Source organism: Pasteurella oralis, from assembly GCF_042681465.1.
Lineage (GTDB): Bacteria > Pseudomonadota > Gammaproteobacteria > Enterobacterales > Pasteurellaceae > Pasteurella > Pasteurella oralis.
Map to the genome: position 1 here is coordinate 21,751 of NZ_JBHUFP010000004.1, position 22,628 is coordinate 44,378.

A 22,628-nucleotide genomic window follows, 5' to 3' on the forward strand; every position below is an offset into this window, starting at 1 on the left:
TGTTTCTCCTTATGATAGTTGTAACGAATTATCTGATTAAAGAATCTATTGAATTAGACGAAAGATTAGGCAATTCATTACAGAAATTTTGTTAAAATAGACCGCACTTGAGCAAAAAAGCCCAATGTGTTGGCATTGGGCTAGTACTTGCTATAAGCAACTTATTGATTGGCAACAATTTTTCCATCAACATAGTCAATAGTGACAATTTTATTTGGCAACAGTTTGCCTGATAGAATTTGTTGTGCCAATGGGTTTTCAATTTCTTGTTGAATTGCTCGTTTTAATGGTCTTGCGCCATAAATTGGATCATAACCAACCTCACCAATGAAGTCTAAGCAGGCATTGGTGAAATGCAATTGATAACCATGACTTTCCATACGCTTGATTAAACGTGTCAATTGGATTGTTGCAATTGCACGAATGTTTTCTTTGCCTAATGAGTGGAATACCACAGTTTCATCAATACGGTTAATGAACTCTGGGCGGAAATGTTGTCCTACCACCGACATGACGAGCTCTTTCATGCTGTCGTAATCCAACTCTTTATTTTCTTGAATTAAGTGTGAGCCTAAGTTCGACGTCATAATCACAACGGTATTACGGAAATCGACTGTACGACCTTGACCATCAGTTAAGCGACCATCATCTAACACTTGTAATAAAATGTTAAATACATCATGATGTGCTTTTTCAACCTCATCTAACAAAATGACAGAGTAAGGGCGGCGACGCACTGCTTCAGTTAAATATCCCCCTTCTTCATAGCCAACATAACCCGGAGGCGCACCGACTAAGCGAGAAACGCTATGTTTTTCCATAAATTCAGACATATCAATGCGGACCATTGCATTTTCATCGTCGAACAAGAAATTGGCTAGCGTTTTACATAATTCAGTTTTACCAACCCCTGTTGGTCCTAAGAATAAGAACGAACCAATTGGACGATTTGGATCGGATAAGCCAGCACGGCTGCGGCGAATCGCGTTTGCAACAGCTTCAATTGCCTCATGTTGTCCAATTACGCGTTTGTGCAATTCTTCTTCCATACGTAGTAGTTTTTCTTTTTCACCTTCCATCATTTTCGCAACTGGGATACCTGTTGCACGTGACAGGACTTCTGCAATTTCTTCATCCGTCACACGATAACGTAACAAGGTCATTTCTTTACCTTCAGCCGATTCAGCTTGAGCAAGTTGTTTTTCTAATGCTGGAATCACGCCGTATTGTAATTCTGACATTTTAGCAAAATCACTGGCACGACGGGCTTGTTCCATTTGGATTTTGGCATTGTCTAACTCTGCTTTAATGTGCTGTGTGCCTGAAAGTGCAGCTTTTTCAGCTTTCCATACTTCTTCTAGCTCTGCATATTCACGTTCTTTCTCGCTTAATTCTTTTTCAAGCATATCTAAACGTTTACGACTCGCTTCATCATCTTCTTTTTGTAATGCTTGTTGTTCCAATTTCAACTGAATAATACGGCGTTCTAGACGATCTAATGGCTGCGGTTTAGAATCGATTTCCATACGGATACTTGATGCAGCTTCATCGATTAAATCAATAGCTTTATCTGGCAATTGGCGATCAGAAATATAACGGTGGGAAAGCGTTGCTGCTGCCACAATTGCTGGATCGGTAATTTGTACATGATGATGGATTTCATAACGTTCTTTTAGTCCACGTAAAATGGCAATGGTATCTTCTACTGTTGGTTCACCGACAAATACTTTTTGGAAACGACGCTCAAGTGCCGCATCTTTCTCAATATATTGACGATATTCATCTAATGTAGTTGCACCCACACAATGTAATTCACCGCGTGCTAAACTTGGTTTAAGCAGATTACCTGCATCCATTGCACCATCAGTTTTACCTGCGCCAACCATTGTGTGAATTTCATCGATGAATAAAATGACGCGTCCTTCTTCTTTAGCCAGTTCGTTTAATACTGCTTTTAAACGTTCTTCAAACTCACCACGATATTTAGCACCTGCAATTAATGCTCCCATATCTAATGACAACACACGTTTATTTTTCAAGCCCTCTGGTACTTCACCATTGACGATACGCTGTGCTAAGCCCTCAACAATTGCCGTTTTACCGACACCTGGCTCACCAATTAACACAGGATTATTTTTGGTACGGCGTTGTAGTACTTGGATAGCACGACGGATTTCTTCATCACGTCCAATCACTGGATCAAGTTTGCCACTTTCAGCGCGCGCGGTGAGATCAATCGTATATTTATCTAATGCTTGGCGGCTTTCTTCCGCATTTTGATCATTGACATTTTGACCTCCACGTACTTGCTGAATTGCTTGTTGTAAATTTTCTTTTTTGACACCGCTCTTTTTGAAGATTTCACCTAATGTTTTGTCTTCTAATGCGGCTAATAAAAACAGTTCAGAAGAGATAAACTTGTCTTGGCGTTGCTGTGCGAGTTTATCGCAAAGGTTTAATAAATTGATTAAGCTACGTGAAACTTGTACATCACCACCGTTACCAGATACTTGCGGTAAACGATTCAGCTCGGCATGTAATTCATTGCGTAATAAAGCGAGATTTGCGCCTGCTGCGGTTAAAATTGGAGCAACAGAGCCATCTTGTTGGTTTAATAATGCGGTTAATAAATGAACTGGTTCAATAAATTGATTATCTTTGCCAATCGCTAGAGATTGTGCTTCGCTAATAGCTTGTTGAAATTTTGTGGTAAATTTTTCGATATTCATATTCCATTTCCTCTTTTGCTTCTCTGTTAAGTTGGAGGGCAATATCCCCTCGATTCACAAGGATTAAATAAGCGCATTTTTTGATTTTTCAAGGGGAAATAAAGAATATTTTAAGAAATACCTATTAAATTTTATTTTTTAATAGTTTAGATTAAATTTTGATGTATTTTTAATCTTTAAGTGGCAAATAACATATTAGCGTAGTTTGTATTATGTTATTCGCTAACTATACAACAAAAAGGTACTAGAATTTGAACAGGATAACGTTTTAAGAACAAATTTGATTTTCCAATAATTGATCTCGGATAACACAATATTCTGCACTTGAAATTCTGCGTTCTGTTTACTGATTTTTCCTGACTGTTATAATGCAAGCAATTAACAGTTTTTATAAAGGATAGGAAAATGCAATTTTCCAAAATGCACGGTTTAGGCAATGATTTTGTTGTGGTCGATGCAGTAACTCAAAACTTATATTTCTCGGTAGAAACAATTAAGCGATTAGCTGATCGTCATCGTGGCATCGGTTTTGATCAGATGTTAGTCGTCGAACCACCTTATGATCCTGATTTAGATTTTCATTATCGTATTTTTAATGCAGATGGCAGTGAAGTCGCACAATGTGGTAATGGGGCGCGTTGTTTTGCACGTTTTGTGCTTTTAAAGGGGTTAACTGATAAAAAAGAAATTTCCGTGAGTACGCAGACTGGCAAAATGGTTCTTAATGTGCTGGAAAATGATCAAGTGCGTATCAATATGGGTGAACCTATTTGGGAACCTGCAAAAATCCCTTTTACTGCAAATAAATTTGAAAAAAACTATATTTTACGTACGAATATCCAAACCGTCCTTTGTGGTGCCGTTTCAATGGGCAATCCACATTGTGTGGTCCAAGTCGAAGATATTCAAACAGCAAATGTTGAACAATTAGGTCCATTGTTAGAAAAGCATGAACGCTTTCCAGAACGTGTTAATGCTGGGTTTATGCAAGTTGTGAGTCGGAAGCATATTAAATTACGTGTTTATGAACGTGGTGCCGGCGAAACTCAAGCTTGTGGCAGTGGTGCCTGTGCGGCAGTTGCTGTAGGTATTATGCAAGGTTTATTAGACAACAAAGTACAAGTTGATTTACCCGGTGGGAGTTTATTGATTGAATGGGAAGGTGTTGGTAAGCCGTTATTTATGACTGGCGAAGCAACACATGTGTATGATGGTGTGATAAGGTTATAGAAAGGTTTTGCTTTTTACTGTGATTTTTAGTGAAAAATATAGCTATATTTTTTCGTTATCACATCATATTTTGTTTGAATGAGCGACCTGCTTTTTTGCTTGCACAGAACAAAAGTAGGCGAAGCCAATACATCCTAGCTAAGTTCCTTTTCCTCATTCCAAATGCATTTGTTTACATAAAGTGAGCTGTCTTCGCACTGAATACTACGCAGTCTAACTTGCCTAAAAATGCGTGCTACATTCGGGGAACTTATATGGGGATATTTTTTCTCCCTTCGTTTACTTTTCTTTAAGAATAGAAAAAGTAAAAGCTAAAATTTAAATATTGCTGAGAAAAAAGCACAATATATCAAGCTGATAAGTAAAAGTAAGTTGCTCCGTAAGCGAAACAACAGGTAAATAAACACTATGCAAAACCTAACTCATGATCAAATAGCGGATTACTTAACTCAACATCCTGATTTTTTTCTCGATCATCCTGAGTTGCTCGATCATCTCAATCTACATTGTTCACAAAAAAACACGCTTTCCCTTATCGAATTACAACTTGAACGCCAGCGCCAGCGTATTAAAGAACTTGAGGCAGAATTAGCCAAATTTACTCAGTTAGCGATTCAAAATAGTGATATTTTTCTGGGATTATTACCGCTTCAGCAACAACTTTCTCAGGCAAATAATCTTGCACAAGGTATTCATAAACTCAATCAATGGGTAAAGAAATTTGAATTACAACAAGCCAAAATCTTGTTATTTACGGATGAATGGGAAAAACGTTCAAGTCTGAGTGAGGCGGTTTGGTTAGATCGCAAAGCGTTTGAAATAGTACGTTTGGAACGTTTTGGTTTGCGCCGTTTTTATTTAGGGCAAATGACACATAAAGAAAAAACCATGCTATTTTTGCCAGAGGAATTTCCGATTGGTTCGGTGGCTTGTTGTTTATTGGGCAGCAAAACTCGACAAAAACCGACCGCACTTTTGCTGTTTGCGGCGCGAGATGAACGTCATTTTCATAATGGACAAGATACTGAATTTTTGAAACATTTGGTTGATATTGTTGAGTTACATTTAGGACGTTGGGTCAATAATTTTAAACGTTAGTGACTAGGTTTAAACAGGATTAAAGAGAGTTTGTTCATATGCAAATACAGTTAGAAAAATATTGGAATTATCTGCGTATTGAGCGTCAAGTAAGCCCGCATACTTTAAGTAATTATCAACGTCAACTTAAGCGTATTGTTGAAATGTTACTTGAAAATGGCATCACAAGTTGGCAATCCGTGTCGCCAAGCGTAGTACGTTTTATTTTGGCACAGAGTAAGAAAGAAGGTTTACATGAGAAAAGCTTGGCATTACGTTTATCTGCGTTACGTAAATTTTTATCTTATTTAGTGCAGCAAGGCCAATTGAAAGTCAATCCTGCAACTGGAATTTCAGCGCCGAAACAAGGTCGTCATTTGCCGAAAAATATTGATGCAGAACAAGTGCAAAAATTACTGACTAATGACAGTAAAGAGCCGATTGATATTCGTGATCGCGCAATGTTAGAGTTGTTATATAGTTCTGGATTACGTTTGTCAGAGCTACAGGGATTGAATTTAAACAGTATTAATACTCGAGTGCGTGAGGTACGTGTGATTGGTAAGGGAAATAAAGAGCGCATTGTACCTTTTGGGCGTTATGCTTCCAATGCCATTCAACAATGGTTGAAAGTAAGAGTGCTGTTTAATCCAAAAGATGAAGCGTTATTTGTCAGCCAGTTGGGAAACCGTTTAACACACCGCGCAATTCAAAAACGTTTAGAAGTGTGGCGGATTAAACAGGGATTAAATAGCCATTTAAATCCACATAAACTACGTCATTCTTTCGCTACGCACATGCTAGAAGCCAGTTCAGACTTACGTGCGGTACAAGAGTTGTTAGGACACAGTAATTTATCGACCACTCAAATTTATACTCACCTGAATTTTCAACATCTTGCCGATGTATATGACTCTGCGCACCCTCGTGCTAAACGTAAAAAATAGGAAAATTCCATGAAATTCTACCGCACTTTCCATCCTTTTAAATTAATCAGTTTTGATTTAGATGATACCCTTTATGATAACACTGAAGTGATTCGTTTAGCTGAAGCGCATTTTTTAGAAAAAGTCAGACAAGAAAGTCAGCTTCAGTTCTCCCAAGCTGAATGGCAAACTTGGAAGCTTACTGTTGAACAGCAAGACCCAGTAGGCTGTGAAGACGTAGTGGCTTGGCGAATTGAAACTTTACGTCAATTATTAACGTTTTATCACAAAAGTGCGGTAGAAATTGAACAAATTTGCCGAAATGCTATGACACTTTTTATTGAATGGCGCCATAAAATTGATGTGCCGACACAAAGTCAGCAAGTGTTAAATGCTTTGAAAGAAAAATATCCGTTAGTCGCGATTACTAACGGCAATGTTGAGCCATCACGTATTGGTTTACCACAATTTGATTTGGTGTTGCGTGGTGGTGAACAGGGGAGAGCTAAACCGCATTCCGATCTTTTTCAGCAAACTGCACAACAATTTGGTATTCAACCGCAAGAAATTTTACATGTCGGAGATAACTTAATTGCGGATGTGAAAGGGGCTATTCAAGCTCGCTGTCAAGCAGCTTGGATTAACGTATCAGGTAAATCGATGAGTGATTTTCCACAAGCAACTTTGTTGCCCACATTAGAAATTACAGAATTAGAGCAGTTACTGTTGTTGTCATGATTCCTCTAGAATAAATTGGTGTGAAATATGTTGAAAGAGCGTGAAAAAAGAATTCAATTATGGTTTGAGATGTGGTTACAGCAAAAAGATTTAGGTATCGCCCAAATTTTTGCAGAGGAGGTGATCTACATCGAAAGTTGGGGACCGCAATATAGTAATCGAAAAATACTTAAACATTGGTTCGAAGAGTGGAACCAACGAGGCAAAGTACTAAGTTGGACGATTAAACAATATTTTCACTACGGGAATCAAACGGTTGTGGAATGGTGTTTTAAAGATAAGATGGATAATGGCAAGGTAGAAGCGTTTGATGGCATGTCACTTATTGAATGGACTGAAACTAATCAAATCATATTTTTGAAAGAGTTTGGTTGTAAGCAAAACCATTATAATCCCTATGAAAAAGGGGATGAACCACAATTTAGAGATGGCAAAGTTGCTTGGTTGTAATTTTGTTTGTTATTAAGACTTATTTTGCTGATTTTTAACAGTGTGTGTTGAGATTTAACGATTTGATTATTGATTAGGCCAGGTTTTATCTGTTTATGATCGTCATTTAATATATCAAATGAGTCGTTTATATTATCTCCTCATCTCGTGCCTTTCTATTACACAGCCACAATCCAATCACAATCAAGCAAGCACTGACGATATGATAAGTATGTAGCTGTTCATTTAGAACTAAAATACCGAATATTGCCGCAAATAAAGGGGTTGCATTAGTGAAAGCTGCGCCTTTTGCGCCACCAACAATTGAAATGCCATAATTCCAGAGCGCGTAAGAAAGAATGGAGGGACCGATAATTAAATAACTGATAATCCAGTATTGATGGCTATTCAGCTTTGAGATGAAATTGTGGTCTAGTTGTAAGTATTGCCAAATAAAAACGGGTGTGAAAAGTAACATTGCAACGCTGACTTGTGCAGTTAACATCATTGCATTAGGCAAGCTGACAGGTTTTAATCGAATAATACAGCAATAAAGTGCCCAACTCAGCGCAGAGCCGATTGCCCATAAATCACCTTGGTTAATAGCTAGTTGGTATAAACGTCTGAGTTCACCATGACTGAGCAGCCAGAGGACACCCACAAGGCTGGTTATCGCACCAAATAAGCTCATAGGGCGAATTGGATCAGCAAAGATTAAACGGTTCAAAAATAGGACAACGATAGGGACAACCGCAAGATAAATACTGGCATTCAGCGCAGTGGTTGTCTGCAAACCTTGATATAGAAAGACGGGGAAAATCACGATGCCTAATAAGGCAAGTGCGGTCAAAATTAACCAATTTTGCCGAATAAGTGGAAAATATGTGGGTAAGTTCTTGCCAAAGAGAAAGAGTAAAATAAAAGCGGCAGGCAGCCAGCGTGTATAATTTAAGACAATTGGCACAATATCATTACTCAGTATTTTGCCAAAAAGATAGTTACCACCCCAAAACAGAGTGGCTAAAATCAAGCAAAAATAACCATATCCCTGCTTTTTTCTCATAAATTACCACGTTTAATGATAATGCCAACATTTTTTGCTTGGGCGACAGCTTTAGGTTTACTTAATTTTAAGCGCAACCCTTGAATGCCAAAGCGTTGTTGTAATTGTTCTGCTACTTCGTAGGCAACACGTTCAATAAGAAGAAAAGGTTTAGCTTGGACATAATTAATAATAAACTCACTGACTTCGGCATAATTTAAACAATATTGCACATCGTCTGTTGCAGCGGCTTTTTGGCTATCCCAAGCCATTTCAATATCAAAAACTAGTTTTTGTTTAATTTGTTGTTCCCAATCATATACCCCAATTTGAGCGAAAACAGTCAGTTCTTCAATGAAAATGTGATCAATCATTCATTTATTCCTTCTAATCGAAAAATATAGTAGGCTTATGCTATCAAGTTTATGTACAATAGACGAACATATTTTTCATCTTTTGCCATCCCCAAGGACTAACCAATGAGCCTGTTCGCGATTTTCTATATGGTCATTGCCTATTTATTAGGCTCCGTTTCAAGTGCGATTTTGTTATGTCGTTTAGCTGGTTTGCCTGATCCAAGAAATAGTGGTTCAAATAACCCCGGTGCAACTAATGTTTTGCGTATTGGTGGACGTTGGATTGCGTTAAGTGTGTTGTTATTTGATATGCTAAAAGGCATGTTACCTGTGTGGTTAGGCTATTATTTAGGCTTAACTCACTTTGAACTAGGCATGGTCGCGTTAGGTGCCTGTTTAGGGCATATTTTCCCTATTTTTTTTAGGTTTAAAGGTGGTAAAGGCGTTGCAACTGCATTTGGCGCAATTGCACCTATTTCATGGGGAGTCGCTGGCTCAATGTTAGGCACTTGGTTACTTGTCTTTTTAATCAGCGGTTATTCTTCTTTAAGTGCAGTATTAACGGCGCTTCTAGTGCCTTTTTATGTTTGGTGGTTTAAGCCCGAATTTACTTTTCCTGTGGCGTTGGTTTGCTGTTTATTAATTTATCGCCATCATGATAACATTCAACGTTTATGGCGTGGGCAAGAAGATAAGGTATGGCGTAAATTAAAAAATAAAAGCGCGCAAAAAGAATGAGTAATTAAAGCCATTTGAGTTATTCATGCGTTTCAGATTAAAAATAGACAGTCAGAAAGAGATATTAAAAGTAAAAAAGCAGACTAGTAGTCTGCTTTTTCTAACATGGTGTATGAAATAAGATTAATTTAAATGTTTTTAAGACGAACTTACTTGTTGAGAAGCCATAAAAGTGCGGTCACTTTTGAGTAAATTTTGCGATTATCTAACCCGTGCTAAATAAGCTTGTTCAGCTTGATCATCAAACATTTCTTGTTTATCTGTTAATACAAAGCCGCCAAGTTCTTCTGCGATACTTTTCGCTGCGCGGATCATCATACGTAAATTCATTAAATCATTTCCTTCAGAAGGTAACTGCATAAATAATGCAATACCAACAGTTGAGAAATCGTACATATTGTAATCAAAAGTCCCAGGTTGCTGAATATTTGCCACGCTAAATAAGACAGGGCTATTAACGCTTAAATCCGCATGGCGATGATAAATATTATGTTCACCAAATAAGAAACCTAATTCATCAAGGATTTTAGCTAATTTTGCCCCTTGGAATTCATAATTCTCAGGCGCGACGACATACATCATCACAAAAGAAGCAGGCTCTTTTGGCTCTGATTTGGATTCAACTTTAGTTTCATGGCGTTTTTCTTCAGCCATTTCGCTTTCTTCTCGTAATGAGGCAAGAGTGACAGAAGGTGATTGTTGTGCAAGTTCAGCTAATTGTTGGCGTAATTCATCAGAATGGGTATCGATCCCATCTTCCTGATCAGCATAGTTTTCTACTTCTGCAATAGTTGTTAAGGCAGGGGATGGGGTTTGTGAAATTGGCTCAACACTCGCTTGGTAAATAGGTTGTTCAGGATTAGGAAGGCTGATTTTAATATTTTCGACAGCTTGCTCGACGGCTTGTTGTTCATGAGCAAGTTGCTGTTCTGCTTCAAAAGTAAAAGCATGTTGTTCTGGCGTAGGTTCGGTTTGCGTCGCAACATGACTTGGTTGTGTAGACGATGGTGCAGGGGTTGATACAGTACCAGTACTATTTGTTCCTGCTGTATTTGAGTCTGTTGAATTGACTTCTGTAGTGTTTGGCGATTGGATATGAGTTGGTGGTTCTCTTAAACGAGAATCTCGAGTAAAGGTATTTGCGCTTTTAAAGTATTGTGATCTTTCGCGGCGGTTTGCCCACAGTCCATGTACCACTAAGATAACTAAAGCGATAATGCCTAAAATAATTAAAATTGTATTTAAATCCATTACCCATTCCTCGCCATTATTAAAAGGATAAAATTGGCATAAGCTTATCATATTTTCTAAGGCTTGTTGAACATTTGTTGTTTGAAGATTTTCATTGGAAAATAGCTAAAATTCATCTGTTCGAACAGCGGTATTGAAGTATGATGAAAAAGTGGATTTTCTATTATTTATTGCATAATTTTTGCATGTAAAAAGAGGAGATGGATATGCTTGTTGATAGACGAGAGTTATTCATTTGCATTTTTCATTATGTTTTGAAACGGGAACAACTGTGAACAAAACACTGGGAAATTGATTTTTTTCAGCGCACTTTGTATCCTAACTGCTTTATAAATTTACTGGGAGTGATGATGTTACAACAATCTGAAGTGAAACAAGGTATCCATTATTTTATGATGGGCTGGCATTTAATTCGCCAAAAAGGGCTGCGTCGTTTTGTCGTCATGCCAATTTTGTTAAATATTGTATTACTGACAGGCTTATTTTGGTTGTTCATTACTCAAATTGAGCGCATGATTGATAGCGTGATGAATTACATTCCTGAATGGCTAAGTTGGTTGAGTGCGATTTTACTCGTGCTGTCAATTTTAATGATTTTGATCTTTTTCTATTTTATTTTTACTGCACTGTCTGGTTTCATCGCTGCCCCATTTAATGGTTTATTAGCGGAAAAAGTAGAAAAAATGTTGACGGGTGAAAGTATTATTGAAGGAAGCGCATGGGATTTTGTTAAGGATATTCCCCGTATGTTAGCGCGTGAATGGCAAAAGCTAATGTACAGTTTACCTAAGTTGATTGTTTTGTTTTTATTAGGATTTATTCCTTTTTTAGGACAAAGTATTATCCCAGTCATTACAACAGCCTTTACCGCATGGATGATGGCGATTCAGTATTGTGACTATCCTTTTGATAATCATAAAGTGCCGTTTTTTGTGATGAAAGCGGAGCTTGCTGATAAACGGGCTTTAAGTTTAACTTTTGGTGGCTTAGTGATGCTGTGTACTTTTATTCCATTAGTCAATTTAGTGGTGATTCCTGTAGCGGTTTGTGGTGCGACTGCGATGTGGGTTGAGCATTTCCGTGATCGTTTAGCATTGCATAAGCAAGTATCAGCAGTTAATACAGGAACGGAATTAAGTGCTACAGGTTCACAACTTGTGAAATAGTATTTAGTTATAAAATATAGCAAATGGCTATTTTTAGGGGGCGTAAACTTATGTTAGAAATAGCCTATATTTAACACATCATTTTCAATGGATTGAACAAAAAGGGAAAACAAGATGACTATTTACGCAGATAATTCTTATTCAATTGGCAATACGCCATTAGTACGCCTGAAACATTTCGGTCAAAATGGCAATATTGTAGTTAAAGTCGAAGGACGTAATCCTAGCTTTAGTGTCAAATGCCGTATTGGTGCGAATATGGTGTGGCAGGCGGAAAAAGACGGGCAGCTTACGCAAGATAAGGAAATTGTAGATGCGACGAGTGGTAATACAGGCATTGCGCTGGCTTATGTCGCAGCTGCGCGTGGTTATAAAATCACCTTGACTATGCCAGAAACCATGAGTGCGGAACGTAAGCGTTTATTACGTGGTTTAGGCGTAAATTTAGTGTTGACTGAAGGTGCTAAAGGGATGAAAGGCGCAATTGCTAAGGCGGAAGAAATTGTCGCTTCTGATCCCAACCGTTATATCATGTTAAAGCAGTTTGAGAATCCAGCTAACCCTGCAATTCATCAACAAACAACTGGACCTGAAATTTGGCGTGATACGGAAGGAAAAATTGATGTATTAGTCGCAGGTGTGGGTACAGGTGGCACAATTACGGGTACTAGCCGTTATATTAAATTAGAGCAAGGCAAGCAAATTGTTTCTGTTGCAGTTGAACCTGCGGAATCGCCGGTTATTACACAAACTTTAGCTGGCGAAGAACCACAACCCGCACCGCATAAAATTCAGGGTATTGGGGCGGGTTTTATCCCACAAAACTTAGATCTGAGTTTAGTTGATCGTGTTGAAACAGTTAGTAGCGAGGAAGCGCTTGAAACTGCACGCCGTTTAATGGCAGAAGAAGGCATTCTAGCGGGCATTTCTTCTGGTGCGGCAGTTGCCGCCGCAGATCGTTTAGCCAAATTACCTGAATTTGCTGATAAGCTGATTGTGGTCATTCTGCCTTCTGCATCTGAACGTTATTTAAGTACAGCTATGTTTGAAGGGATTGAAGCTTAATTACTCACTGAATCTATACAAAGAGAAAGTGCGGTCGAAATTTGGAAAATTTTGACCGCACTTTTCTATGATGAACAAGAGGAATGAGACAATCGATTCATTTTGCTTATGGGTAATACTTGAGCTATAGCTTGGGCTTTATGTTATCACATCGTTTTATCGATCTTATTATTGGCGCAAGTTTCCATGCTAATATTCTATTCTTACCTTACTTTTTAATGCCTAAAAAATAGCCTAAGCTAAAGCTTAGGCTATCAATGATATTTTATTTAAGGGGCTTTTGGTGTTGTTGTAGAATTGGTGTCTTGTTTTTCTGCAACAAGGATACCTGTCCATTTGTTTCCTGAACCAGAGCCTGCTATATATTTGCGATCGTTTTTTTCTTTTGCAGAATTTAGAAAGTAAATAGTAAATATAGCCTTATCTTCTGATTGAAGATCTGGATTATTATTTGTTGGTGTGATAGTTAGTGTATCTGTATTATCAACATTTTTACTTGCATTATTAATGTTAAATAGAGGATCTGATTCATTCGATTTAATTATTTTTCCTTCTGCTTTCCCATTTTTATACGTTAGATAAATATCCGCATAACTAGGGGTTGGCATGTTTTGATCTGTTAAGAATGGCATATAAATAAATCCATTAGTTTTTTGATATTTTGCACTATATGTTGATGGTAGAGCATTTTTATTAATGAGGTCAGTATTTTTGCCATAAACTATTTCTGATAATTTTTCATTTTCCTGCTGATGTTGATCGGAGCGATGACCATAGTAAACAGCTCCCGTACCATTTTCACCCAATAAAGTGAATTTGTAATTTTTCTGTTCATCTGTATTTTCACCGAAATTAAGCGAGATTGTCGTTGCTTCAGAAGCATTTTCTGAACTCTTAATAGTTATACTATTGGGTTTTTCTTCATTAGGATAACAGTTGTTGATAGAGTCACATGCTCCAGCCTCCCAATTCGCTTGTAATGTTTCATCATTTAATAGTACAGGTTTAGAAAGCATATCCTCTCGTGGTGGAACTTCGCGTTTAGGTCTATTCGTATTTTCATCTTGTTGCTGTTGGGTTCCCATATCATTGGAACCTGCTTGTTGTTCTGACTGTTGCTCCGTATTGGGTTGAGTATTTTCATTCATAGATTGAGTATCATGAGAATCATTCTCTGTTTTGACCGAGTCATCAAGCATGCTTGGGGGAGTTTGTTCGCTATCAGGAGCAGGTGGCGGGGGATTTTGCGGCTGATTATTGCGCTGATCAGATTGTGTATCTGTTTGCGAAGGCTGTTGAGATTGAGTTGAATTATTTGTTTGAGGGGAAGTTTGTGGTTTCTGTTTTGCCTGTGCATGATGATGACTTCCACAAGCGACAAATAGAGTAGATAAACCCACTAATAGGCTCACGTTGAGTATAGATTTTTTCATTGTAAAGTTCCTTTTATAATTAATAAAACAACGCATCATGTTTCCTTTATGATGCTTAAGTATTTTACACTTTTTTGTTGGTTTTACCTATGCTTTTTACGGGACTAAATTAGATATTATCTAATTTAAATGAGTATTTATTATGATTTATCATTATTCTTTGTTTAAAAATTAGACGTTGTTAGGAAATTAAAGAATGCATTAGGGCTGGTGAAGATGACAAAGAGACAGTGGCATCATTGTTATTGTGAAAATGTGATTCAAATTTTAGGTGTGAGTAAGGGATATAAATTTAAAGATGGGGTTTGAAAAAGTGCGGTCGAAATTTGAAAAGTTTTGACCGCACTTTTATTTAGACGTTGATATTGCTATTACTATTACTTATTGATGCTGCTGTTCTAAGTAAAGCCATTCTGCGACTTGTTTGGCGTAGTAAGTTAAGATTCCATCTGCGCCTGCACGTTTGAAGCAAAGAAGTGATTCGATGATACATTCTTTTTCTTTCAGCCAACCATTTTGAATTGCGGCTTGGTGCATCGCGTATTCGCCTGAAACTTGATAGGCAAAAGTTGGCACACCAAAATGTGTTTTTACGCGATAAACTAAATCTAAATAAGGCATACCCGGTTTAACCATGACCATATCTGCCCCCTCTTGTAGATCTAAAGCAACTTCTTGTAAACCTTCATCACTATTAGCTGGGTCAAGTTGATAAGTTTTTTTATCACCACCTTTTAGATTAGCCGCAGAGCCTACTGCATCGCGAAATGGACCATAATAGTGAGAGGCATATTTAGCAGAATACGCCATAATTAATGTGTTGATGAAGCCATTTTGTTCAAGTGCATGACGAATTTTACCAATTCGACCATCCATCATATCACTTGGCGCGACGATATCAGCACCAGCCTGAGCATGGGAAAGCGCTTGTTTCACTAAGATGTCACTCGTGATATCGTTTAACACATAACCTTTTTCATCAATAATGCCATCTTGACCATGAATAGTATAAGGATCAAGTGCGATATCAGTTAATACACCAAGTTGGGTCGGAAATTTTGCTTTTAAGGCTTTTACTGCACGTTGCACTAGACCATTAGGGTTGTAAGCTTCTTCCGCCATTAAGGATTTTTTTTGTTGTTCAATTACGGGGAAAAGGGCAATTACGGGAACACCATATTTGACTAATAATTCAGCTTCGATTAACAGTTGATCGATAGTTAAACGCTCAACACCGGGCATAGAAGGCACAGGCTCACGATAGTTCTCACCTTCGAGAATAAATACAGGGTAGATAAGATCATCGGCTGTTAATTTATTTTCTGCCATCAAGCGACGGCTAAAGTCTTGTTTACGCATACGACGTAAACGGCGTTGGGGGAAACCTGTAAAAATTTGTTGAGTCATATTTACTCCTTACTAATGAGAAAAAGGGGCGATTGCCCCTTTTACTGATGTATTTGTGGATTTTCAGCGTCGTCTTTCGGACGATAAAAACGTGCAAAAATCACTCCTAACTCAAATAATAACCACATTGGGATAGCGAGTAAAGTTTGCGAAAAAATGTCTGGTGGTGTGAGTAGCATACCGATAACAAATGCTGCCACAATAATATAGGGGCGTTTTGCTTTTAAATCTTCCGGTGTAGTGACGCCTGTCCAGCAAAGTAAAATAATAGCGATAGGCACCTCAAAACAAACACCAAAGGCAAGAAAAATAGTTAACACAAAATCTAAATAACTACTGATATCAGTTGCGATAGCAACACCAGTTGGTGCAGTTTTAGTGAGAAAACCAAACACTAATGGAAACACCACATAATAAGCGAAAGCTACACCTAAATAGAATAATAATGTACTGGAAAATAGGAGTGGATAAATAAGGCGTTTTTCGTGTTGATATAACGCGGGTGCCACAAACGCCCACAGTTGATATAACAAATAGGGGACTGAAATAAACACAGCCACAACGGCGGTTAATTTAATTGGAGTAAAAAATGGTGTCGCAATATTGGTTGCAATCATACTGGCACCTGATGGCAACACTTCTACCAATGGTGAAGCAACAAAGTTATAAATATCATTGGCAAAATAAACTAGCCCGCAGAATACTACTGCTACAAAAATGATCGCTCGCAATAAGCGATCACGTAGTTCCATTAAGTGGCTGATCAAAGGTTGAGATTCTTCAACGCTCATTATGCTTTCTTATCTTGAATTTCAGTTTGAGGTTTAAGTTCAGCTGCAAGCACAGATTCATTATCATCATCAGGATAATATTGCTGAATATGAGCCATCGCATCATTTTCTTCAGCTAATTCGGCTTGCTCAGCAGGAGAGAGTTCAGCTTGTTGATGTTCTGTCAATTCAATATCGTTTAGTTCAGAAGATTGTACTGACTGTTCTGCCGCTGTTTTCATTTGTTTGATTTGTTGTTCAATTGTCGTATTAGTTTCTGCTGCTTTTTGTTCGAGTTCTGCACGCATTTTTTCAGCAGAAGCTTTCAGCTCTTCGACAGTTTGACTTAAATCAGGTGAGAGTTGTTTTAAATTGAATTCTTCTGCTTTTTTTATACTCTCCTGTAGTTCTTGCAATTTCAGTTCTTGCTTTAACTCATTTTGTACATTTGATGCTAAGCCTCGAATAGTTGCGACCCAACCCATGACAGTACGAATCGCAACAGGTAGACGTTTAGGACCAAGTACAACTAAGCCTATGACAAGAATGAGAAAGAGTTCAGAGAAACCAATATCAAACATTATGCTTGTTCTTTATCTTTTGCTTTTTCAGTGTTTGCGGCAGTTTCGCTTTCATCTTTTAAGGATTTGAATTCTGCATCTTTTGATTCATCTGCCATTGCTTTTTTGAAGCCTTTTACTGATTCACCTAAATCAGAGCCAAGCGTTCTTAATTTTTTTGTACCAAATAATAAAACGACGATTGCAACGACGATAAGTAGTTGCCAAATACTGATACCACCCATATTTTTTCCTTCTTTTGTTTTAAAAAATGAACGTTCGTGAATATAGCGGTTTTAGTGCTTTTGAACAATAGCCAATTCACATTATTTTATATTTTGTTGAGCTTGATCAGCTCAAGAGAGTTGTGAGTAACCAAAAGGCAATGCCACAAGCCAAACCAAGTAAAAATGATGTCAAGCCGTTTTTATGCTGTTTTTGTTTTAATGTTTGATTGAGTGACGTTAATTGTTGAGCAATGACTTTTTGTTGTTCTAATGCCTCCATGACATTTTCTGGCAGATCAACAAAGTGCTCACGCCAATAAGGTAGCTTTTGTTTGACCGACTTGGCAAAAGCTTTAATCCCCATTTGCTCATCTAACCATTTTTGTAAAAAAGGTTTGGCGGTATCCCATAAATCAAGCTGTGGATAAAGTTGTCTGCCTAAACCTTCAATATACAGTAATGTTTTTTGTAACAAGACTAATTGTGGTTGAACTTCCATATTATATTCACGCGCGACATTGAATAGGTTTACTAGCACATGACCGAAGGAAATTTCGGACAGTGGCTTAGCGAAGATGGGTTCACATACTTCACGGAATGCCTGTTCAAAATCATCAATATTAGTCTCTTTTGGCGTCCAACCTGATTCGATATGCATTTGTGCCACGCGGCGGTAATCGCGATTAAAAAAGGCAACAAAGCTTTCGGCTAAATAGCGTTTATCATGGTCATTTAAACGTCCAACAATGCCACAATCTATACCAATGTATTGTGGGTTTTCTGGGTGATTTGGATTGACAAAAATATTGCCGGGATGCATGTCTGCGTGGAAGAAACTATCTCGAAATACTTGAGTAAAGAAGACTTGTACGCCACGTTCAGCGAGTAATTTCATATTTGTACCATTCGCTTCTAATTCAGCGATGTTTGATACAGGAATACCATAAATACGCTCCATGACAATCACATTTTGATGGCAGAATTGCTGATACATTTCTGGTATATATAGCATTGGGCTGTTTTCAAAGTTAGCACGCAGTTGAATTGCATTTGCCATTTCACGGCGTAGATCGAGCTCATCACGCAACGTTTTTTCATATTCTCGCACGACTTCGACTGGGCGTAAGCGGCGTCCTTCTGTATTTAAACGAGGAATCCAACTAGCCAGTTTGTACATTAAGCTGAGATCGGAATCGATCATTTGCTGAATATCAGGATGTAAGACTTTAATCACCACTTCTTTGCCTGCTAAGTGTGCATTTAAGTGCGGTCCGTTTTGTTTGAATTTTGCAGTATGCACTTGTGCAATCGAGGCAGAAGCTAACGCATTTTCATCAAAGTCTTCAAACCACGTTGTTAATGGGGCACCAAGTGCTTGTTCAATTTGTTGACGAGCAATTTTGCCATCAAAAGCATCAACTCGATCTTGTAATAAAGCCAATTCGTCGGCAATTTCTGCGGGAAATAAGTCGCGACGAGTAGAAAGCATTTGCCCTAATTTGATCCAAACGGGACCGAGTTCTTGTAATGCAAGGCGTAAGCGTAAGCCAAAGGATTTATCTTGATGTTGGTTGCGTAGCCAAAATAAGCTGTTACGCCAACAACGAATTGGGCGAGTGTAGCGATTGTGTGGTAATACTTCATCAATCCCATAAGTTAAAAAGGTTTTGATAATTTTATATAGATGTTTGATGTCGTTTAAATGCATTGCTTATCCATCTTATTAGGCACCTGTGCACAGAGTTTATTGATCTTTTGCTCTAAAAGTGCGGTGTCTTTTTCTAATATTTTGACTTGATCACAAAAATCTGCAATTGCCAAGCTTGGTGAGATGACTTGCCATTCTTCAGTTAAGCGTTCTCCCCAAAATTGCTGGCTTTGCGACAGTTTATGTTGCATGATGTGACGTAATTTGTTTAAAAAATCGACTGCACTTTGTGCTGGCACATCTCCAATATAACGTGATAGCAATTCAGCAGGATCTTTTTCTAAAAATTCGATGAGTGCAACGAAGTCTTGCAATACTTGTAAATCACCTTGTAACAGAATAGACCTATCATTGATAAATTGGCTAAGTTGGGCTTTCTTGGGCAGATGCAGGAGTAAATTTGGTGCAATATCAATAGCACAGTCACTTTCGCCTTCATATTGGTTGAGTAAATCAATGCGTTGTGGTGAGAAGATGAAATAGAATGGTAAGTCGAATTTTTGTAATTTGACTTGTAATATTTTGTGATTCAGTTTGCGCAAGTACGGTTCACAATCATCAGTGCGCTGAATAAGGTAATTTAATACCCTTTCTAATGTACCATTAATCAGTTGTGGTAGCATGAGCTGTTGAAAAATAGATAAAGTTTTCATTGGCATTAACTCACTAAAACATTGTTAGGCGGTTGTGTTGGTGAATTTTGCGTTGGTTCTGCGGCATATTTACTTTGTATATGTTCAATTTGGAGCACAATTAATGCGAAAACACCAGACAATAAGATAGATAATACACTAATGGTATTTGTCATAAGTGTCATTTCTTGAACCAATGCTAAGGTTTGAAATTCGAACCAAACAGGTGGAATTAGGATAGCAAGGTTAAGATAGAGTAACCACAGTGTCCACCAGATGACAAGGGTGATTGGAGTAGGTTTATTACGCCATGAATCTGGATATTGGCTGGCTAACCACGTTTCTTTCATTGCTTTATAAGGCATGAATAAATTCGCGATAGGAATAAAGAAATAGACTACACAAGCTGCATCGGTAAATTTGATGTTTACTGCGTCAACACGAGTATGCACAAAGCGATGAGCGCGATAAATCCAGCTAAGTATGACAATACCCAATATGATGAAACTGATTATCTTGCTGTAATAAAGCAAGTTATTGAACTGGACTAATTGATCAAGCTGCAATTTTAATGCTTGGCTTCTTTTGCCTTCTAGGAATAAATCAATGCCATCATTCAGTTTTGTATTTAACCATAATTGGGCTATTTGGATAAGCACATCAAGTGCTAATAAGAACAAGACTAATTTTGAGTGGTTTTTTATTCGAGAGTTCATTATTGTCACCTCTATCTTTAGAATTTATAACCCCGATGTAATGCGACGATACCTGCACTTAAATTGTAGTAACTGACTTGCTCAAAACCAGCATCGTTCATCATTTGTTTAAGAATATCTTGTTCTGGATGCATTCTGATCGATTCCGCTAAATAACGATAGCTATCGCCATCATTTACGACGACTTCACCAATTTTGGGCAGAATATTGAAAGAATAGAAATGATAAATTTTGCTGAGTGGATCTAAAATAGGTTTAGAAAATTCAAGGACTAATAGGCGACCACCCGGTTTTAATACGCGGAACATGGAACGTAGTGCTTTATCTTTATCTGTTACGTTACGTAAACCAAAACTGATGATCACACAGTCAAAAGTATTATCGGGAAAAGGAAGTGCTTCGGCATTGGCTTGTACATAATTGACATTACCAACGACACCAAGATTACGTAGTTTTTCACGCCCAACACGCAACATTGAGTCGTTAATATCTGCTAGTATTACTTCGCCCGTTTCACCGACGATACGTGAGAATTTAGCGGTAAAATCACCAGTACCGCCAGCCAGATCTAACACTTTATGCCCTTTGCGAACACCGCTACAATCAATTGTAAAACGTTTCCAAACACGATGAATACCAAAAGAGAGTAAATCATTCATCAGATCGTATTTGTCGGCAACGGAATGAAAAACATTGGCAACCATTTTTTGTTTTTCTGATTTAGCAACCGTTTTAAAACCAAAATGAGTGGTTTCTTCGTTTGTTGTTGGTTGTGATTGCTGCGGAAAGGATTGGTTTTGTTCTAGATTTGTTTGGTTTGTCATAAATATTGTCCATAGCACGCAAAATTGTTCTAAGGATAACAAAAAATAGCAGATAATGCCGCTATTTTTCTATAATCTGATCGCTGCATTATGCTATGTGATATTCTGTTTGTGTTTGCTCACTGCAATGATTCGAATAATGATGCTATCGTCAATAGTTTAATAAATGAGCCGATATCCTGCCTAACGTAATTTGATTGTTCACAATCTTTTAAGTCACTTAGTTTAGCTTGAAGTACGCTCGGATTGATTCGTTGCTGTTTCCAATTTTTCCACAAATTGTTTGCGTAGATTTACAGCTAATTTGCGAATGCGAAATGCTTTCTGTTTTTACAATAAATTCAATGAAAGTTGCAATAATAAAGCGCCACAACAATTTTGTTGTGGCGGCGAATGTGTTAGTTAAAGTCTTGAGTTAGGCTTCTGCTTCTGGGGTATTTTTGGTACATAGTTTTAATAAGAAGTAGCCTAAAAGTGCAGATAGACCTGAACCCATCAGAATACCTAGACGAGCTAATGCAGTGACATTTTCATTACTGGTTTCACCACCAAAAGCAAGCCCTGCGAGGAACATTGACATCGTGAAACCAATACCACAGAGTACTGATACGGCAAAAATTTGTTTAAAGTTAATGCCCTCAGATAATTTTGCAATCCCAAGTTTTACTGCAATAAAACAGAATGAGAAGATACCTAACGGCTTACCTAATAAAAGACCAAGCGCGATTCCCACAGGTAATGTAGAAGTGAGGTTGTCTATACCCATGCCAAGTAGCGATACCCCTGCGTTACAGAAAGCGAATAATGGCAAGATCGCAAATGCGCTCCAAGGTGAAAGAGTATGCTCAAAATCATCTAATGGACGCTCGCCTTTTTTACCGTTAAGTGGAATACAAAAGCCGATGATAACGCCAGCTAATGTGGCGTGTACGCCTGATTTTAATACTGATGCCCAGAGGATAATTCCCACAATACCATAAGCGGATAATGCCGTGATTTTTAAACGGTTCATGGTAACGAGGATAGCTACGGCAACACCAGCAAAGAGAAAAGCTTGTGGACTTAGATCATGGGAGAAGAACAAGGCGATGACAACGATAGCGCCTAAGTCATCAATAATCGCTAAGGCAAGCAAGAAAATTTTAAGGGCTAAAGGAACGCGTTTACCTAGTAAGGCAACGACACCTAAAGCAAAAGCAATATCCGTTGCCATTGGGATAGCCCAACCTTCTTGATATTCAGGATGTCCCGAATTGAATAAAACAAAAATGACTGCCGGAATCACCATACCACCGATGGCTGCAATCGCTGGGAAAATTGCACGTTGGTAGCTTGATAATGAACCTTCTAATAGTTCACGTTTAACTTCCATACCCACTAACATAAAAAAGACAGCCATTAAACCATCATTTACCCACATTAATAGGGGTTTGTTGATGATAAAAGCGCCAATTTGGACACTCACAGGTGTTTGTAAAAAGCTAAAATATAAATCACTTAATGGTGTGTTGGCTAAAATAATCGCTAAAGTTGCAAAAATAAATAATAAAATACCGCCAGCGGCTTCTTGTTTTAGAAAATTTTGAATTGGTGTTAACATTTTT

General features: G+C 37.9%; 22 protein-coding genes. 8 read left to right on the forward strand and 14 right to left on the reverse strand.

Annotated elements, in window-relative coordinates:
* Positions 1 to 161: 161 nt before the first annotated feature.
* Positions 162 to 2,729, reverse strand: a complete 2,568-nt coding sequence (gene clpB / locus ACFSAV_RS01830) for an ATP-dependent chaperone ClpB (RefSeq protein WP_379095538.1) — start codon at positions 2,727 to 2,729, stop codon at positions 162 to 164.
* 405 nt (positions 2,730 to 3,134) lie between these two features.
* Between clpB and dapF the strand changes: the two genes are divergently transcribed.
* From dapF to ACFSAV_RS01855, 5 genes are all read left to right on the forward strand, one after another.
* Entirely contained in the window at positions 3,135 to 3,959 is an 825-nt protein-coding gene (dapF, locus tag ACFSAV_RS01835; RefSeq protein WP_379095541.1) for a diaminopimelate epimerase, read from the forward strand.
* Between the two features lie 408 nt (positions 3,960 to 4,367).
* On the forward strand, positions 4,368 to 5,057 hold the full coding sequence (locus tag ACFSAV_RS01840; protein ID WP_379095544.1) for a DUF484 family protein: 690 nt from the start codon (positions 4,368 to 4,370) through the stop codon (positions 5,055 to 5,057).
* Between the two features lie 38 nt (positions 5,058 to 5,095).
* Positions 5,096 to 5,983 (forward strand): tyrosine recombinase XerC, encoded by an 888-nt coding sequence (xerC, locus tag ACFSAV_RS01845; protein WP_379095548.1) that lies wholly within the window; start codon positions 5,096 to 5,098, stop codon positions 5,981 to 5,983.
* 9 nt (positions 5,984 to 5,992) lie between these two features.
* Entirely contained in the window at positions 5,993 to 6,700 is a 708-nt protein-coding gene (locus ACFSAV_RS01850) for an HAD-IA family hydrolase (RefSeq protein ID WP_379095551.1), read from the forward strand.
* Positions 6,701 to 6,727: 27 nt separating this feature from the next.
* Positions 6,728 to 7,150, forward strand: coding sequence for a nuclear transport factor 2 family protein (locus tag ACFSAV_RS01855; RefSeq protein ID WP_174674035.1), 423 nt, complete (start codon positions 6,728 to 6,730; stop codon positions 7,148 to 7,150).
* Between the two features lie 127 nt (positions 7,151 to 7,277).
* On the opposite strand, the gene ACFSAV_RS01860 is transcribed toward ACFSAV_RS01855, so the two are convergent.
* The gene (locus ACFSAV_RS01860) at positions 7,278 to 8,192 is read right to left on the reverse strand and encodes a DMT family transporter (protein WP_379095554.1); all 915 of its coding nucleotides are present in this window, start codon (positions 8,190 to 8,192) and stop codon (positions 7,278 to 7,280) included.
* Positions 8,189 to 8,545 (reverse strand): dihydroneopterin aldolase, encoded by a 357-nt coding sequence (gene folB, locus ACFSAV_RS01865; protein WP_379095557.1) that lies wholly within the window; start codon positions 8,543 to 8,545, stop codon positions 8,189 to 8,191. Before folB ends, ACFSAV_RS01860 begins: the two co-directional genes overlap by 4 nt.
* A gap of 105 nt (positions 8,546 to 8,650) precedes the next feature.
* Here folB and plsY point away from each other — a divergent pair, with 105 nt between their 5' ends.
* Entirely contained in the window at positions 8,651 to 9,265 is a 615-nt protein-coding gene (gene plsY, locus ACFSAV_RS01870; protein ID WP_379095560.1) for a glycerol-3-phosphate 1-O-acyltransferase PlsY, read from the forward strand.
* 201 nt (positions 9,266 to 9,466) lie between these two features.
* On the opposite strand, the gene zipA is transcribed toward plsY, so the two are convergent.
* On the reverse strand, positions 9,467 to 10,516 hold the full coding sequence (zipA, locus tag ACFSAV_RS01875) for a cell division protein ZipA (RefSeq protein WP_379095563.1): 1,050 nt from the start codon (positions 10,514 to 10,516) through the stop codon (positions 9,467 to 9,469).
* A gap of 350 nt (positions 10,517 to 10,866) precedes the next feature.
* Between zipA and cysZ the strand changes: the two genes are divergently transcribed.
* Complete coding sequence (gene cysZ, locus ACFSAV_RS01880) at positions 10,867 to 11,682, forward strand: sulfate transporter CysZ (protein WP_379095566.1); 816 nt, start codon at positions 10,867 to 10,869, stop codon at positions 11,680 to 11,682.
* Between the two features lie 114 nt (positions 11,683 to 11,796).
* Positions 11,797 to 12,747: a cysteine synthase A gene (gene cysK, locus ACFSAV_RS01885; protein WP_379095569.1), complete on the forward strand. Its 951-nt coding sequence runs from the start codon at positions 11,797 to 11,799 to the stop codon at positions 12,745 to 12,747.
* Positions 12,748 to 13,016: 269 nt separating this feature from the next.
* On the opposite strand, the gene ACFSAV_RS01890 is transcribed toward cysK, so the two are convergent.
* From ACFSAV_RS01890 to nhaA, 10 genes are all read right to left on the reverse strand, one after another.
* The gene (locus ACFSAV_RS01890; RefSeq protein ID WP_379095573.1) at positions 13,017 to 14,180 is read right to left on the reverse strand and encodes a hypothetical protein; all 1,164 of its coding nucleotides are present in this window, start codon (positions 14,178 to 14,180) and stop codon (positions 13,017 to 13,019) included.
* Between the two features lie 381 nt (positions 14,181 to 14,561).
* Complete coding sequence (gene hemB / locus ACFSAV_RS01895) at positions 14,562 to 15,587, reverse strand: porphobilinogen synthase (protein ID WP_379095576.1); 1,026 nt, start codon at positions 15,585 to 15,587, stop codon at positions 14,562 to 14,564.
* Between the two features lie 41 nt (positions 15,588 to 15,628).
* Positions 15,629 to 16,378 carry a twin-arginine translocase subunit TatC gene (gene tatC / locus ACFSAV_RS01900; protein ID WP_101774397.1) on the reverse strand — a complete coding sequence of 250 codons (750 nt, stop codon included), beginning with the start codon at positions 16,376 to 16,378 and terminating at the stop codon, positions 15,629 to 15,631.
* The gene (tatB, locus tag ACFSAV_RS01905) at positions 16,378 to 16,938 is read right to left on the reverse strand and encodes a Sec-independent protein translocase protein TatB (protein WP_379095579.1); all 561 of its coding nucleotides are present in this window, start codon (positions 16,936 to 16,938) and stop codon (positions 16,378 to 16,380) included. Before tatB ends, tatC begins: the two co-directional genes overlap by 1 nt.
* Positions 16,938 to 17,162 carry a Sec-independent protein translocase subunit TatA gene (gene tatA / locus ACFSAV_RS01910; protein WP_101774399.1) on the reverse strand — a complete coding sequence of 75 codons (225 nt, stop codon included), beginning with the start codon at positions 17,160 to 17,162 and terminating at the stop codon, positions 16,938 to 16,940. Before tatA ends, tatB begins: the two co-directional genes overlap by 1 nt.
* A gap of 106 nt (positions 17,163 to 17,268) precedes the next feature.
* Positions 17,269 to 18,852: a ubiquinone biosynthesis regulatory protein kinase UbiB gene (ubiB, locus tag ACFSAV_RS01915; protein ID WP_379095582.1), complete on the reverse strand. Its 1,584-nt coding sequence runs from the start codon at positions 18,850 to 18,852 to the stop codon at positions 17,269 to 17,271.
* Positions 18,843 to 19,511: a ubiquinone biosynthesis accessory factor UbiJ gene (locus ACFSAV_RS01920; RefSeq protein WP_379095585.1), complete on the reverse strand. Its 669-nt coding sequence runs from the start codon at positions 19,509 to 19,511 to the stop codon at positions 18,843 to 18,845. Before ACFSAV_RS01920 ends, ubiB begins: the two co-directional genes overlap by 10 nt.
* Entirely contained in the window at positions 19,511 to 20,200 is a 690-nt protein-coding gene (locus ACFSAV_RS01925) for a DUF4328 domain-containing protein (protein WP_379095588.1), read from the reverse strand. Before ACFSAV_RS01925 ends, ACFSAV_RS01920 begins: the two co-directional genes overlap by 1 nt.
* A 17-nt stretch (positions 20,201 to 20,217) precedes the next feature.
* On the reverse strand, positions 20,218 to 21,024 hold the full coding sequence (gene ubiE / locus ACFSAV_RS01930) for a bifunctional demethylmenaquinone methyltransferase/2-methoxy-6-polyprenyl-1,4-benzoquinol methylase UbiE (protein WP_379095591.1): 807 nt from the start codon (positions 21,022 to 21,024) through the stop codon (positions 20,218 to 20,220).
* 415 nt (positions 21,025 to 21,439) lie between these two features.
* A complete protein-coding gene (nhaA, locus tag ACFSAV_RS01935) occupies positions 21,440 to 22,624 on the reverse strand; it encodes a Na+/H+ antiporter NhaA (RefSeq protein WP_379095593.1) in 1,185 nt (394 codons plus the stop codon).
* Between the last annotated feature and the right edge of the window lie 4 nt (positions 22,625 to 22,628).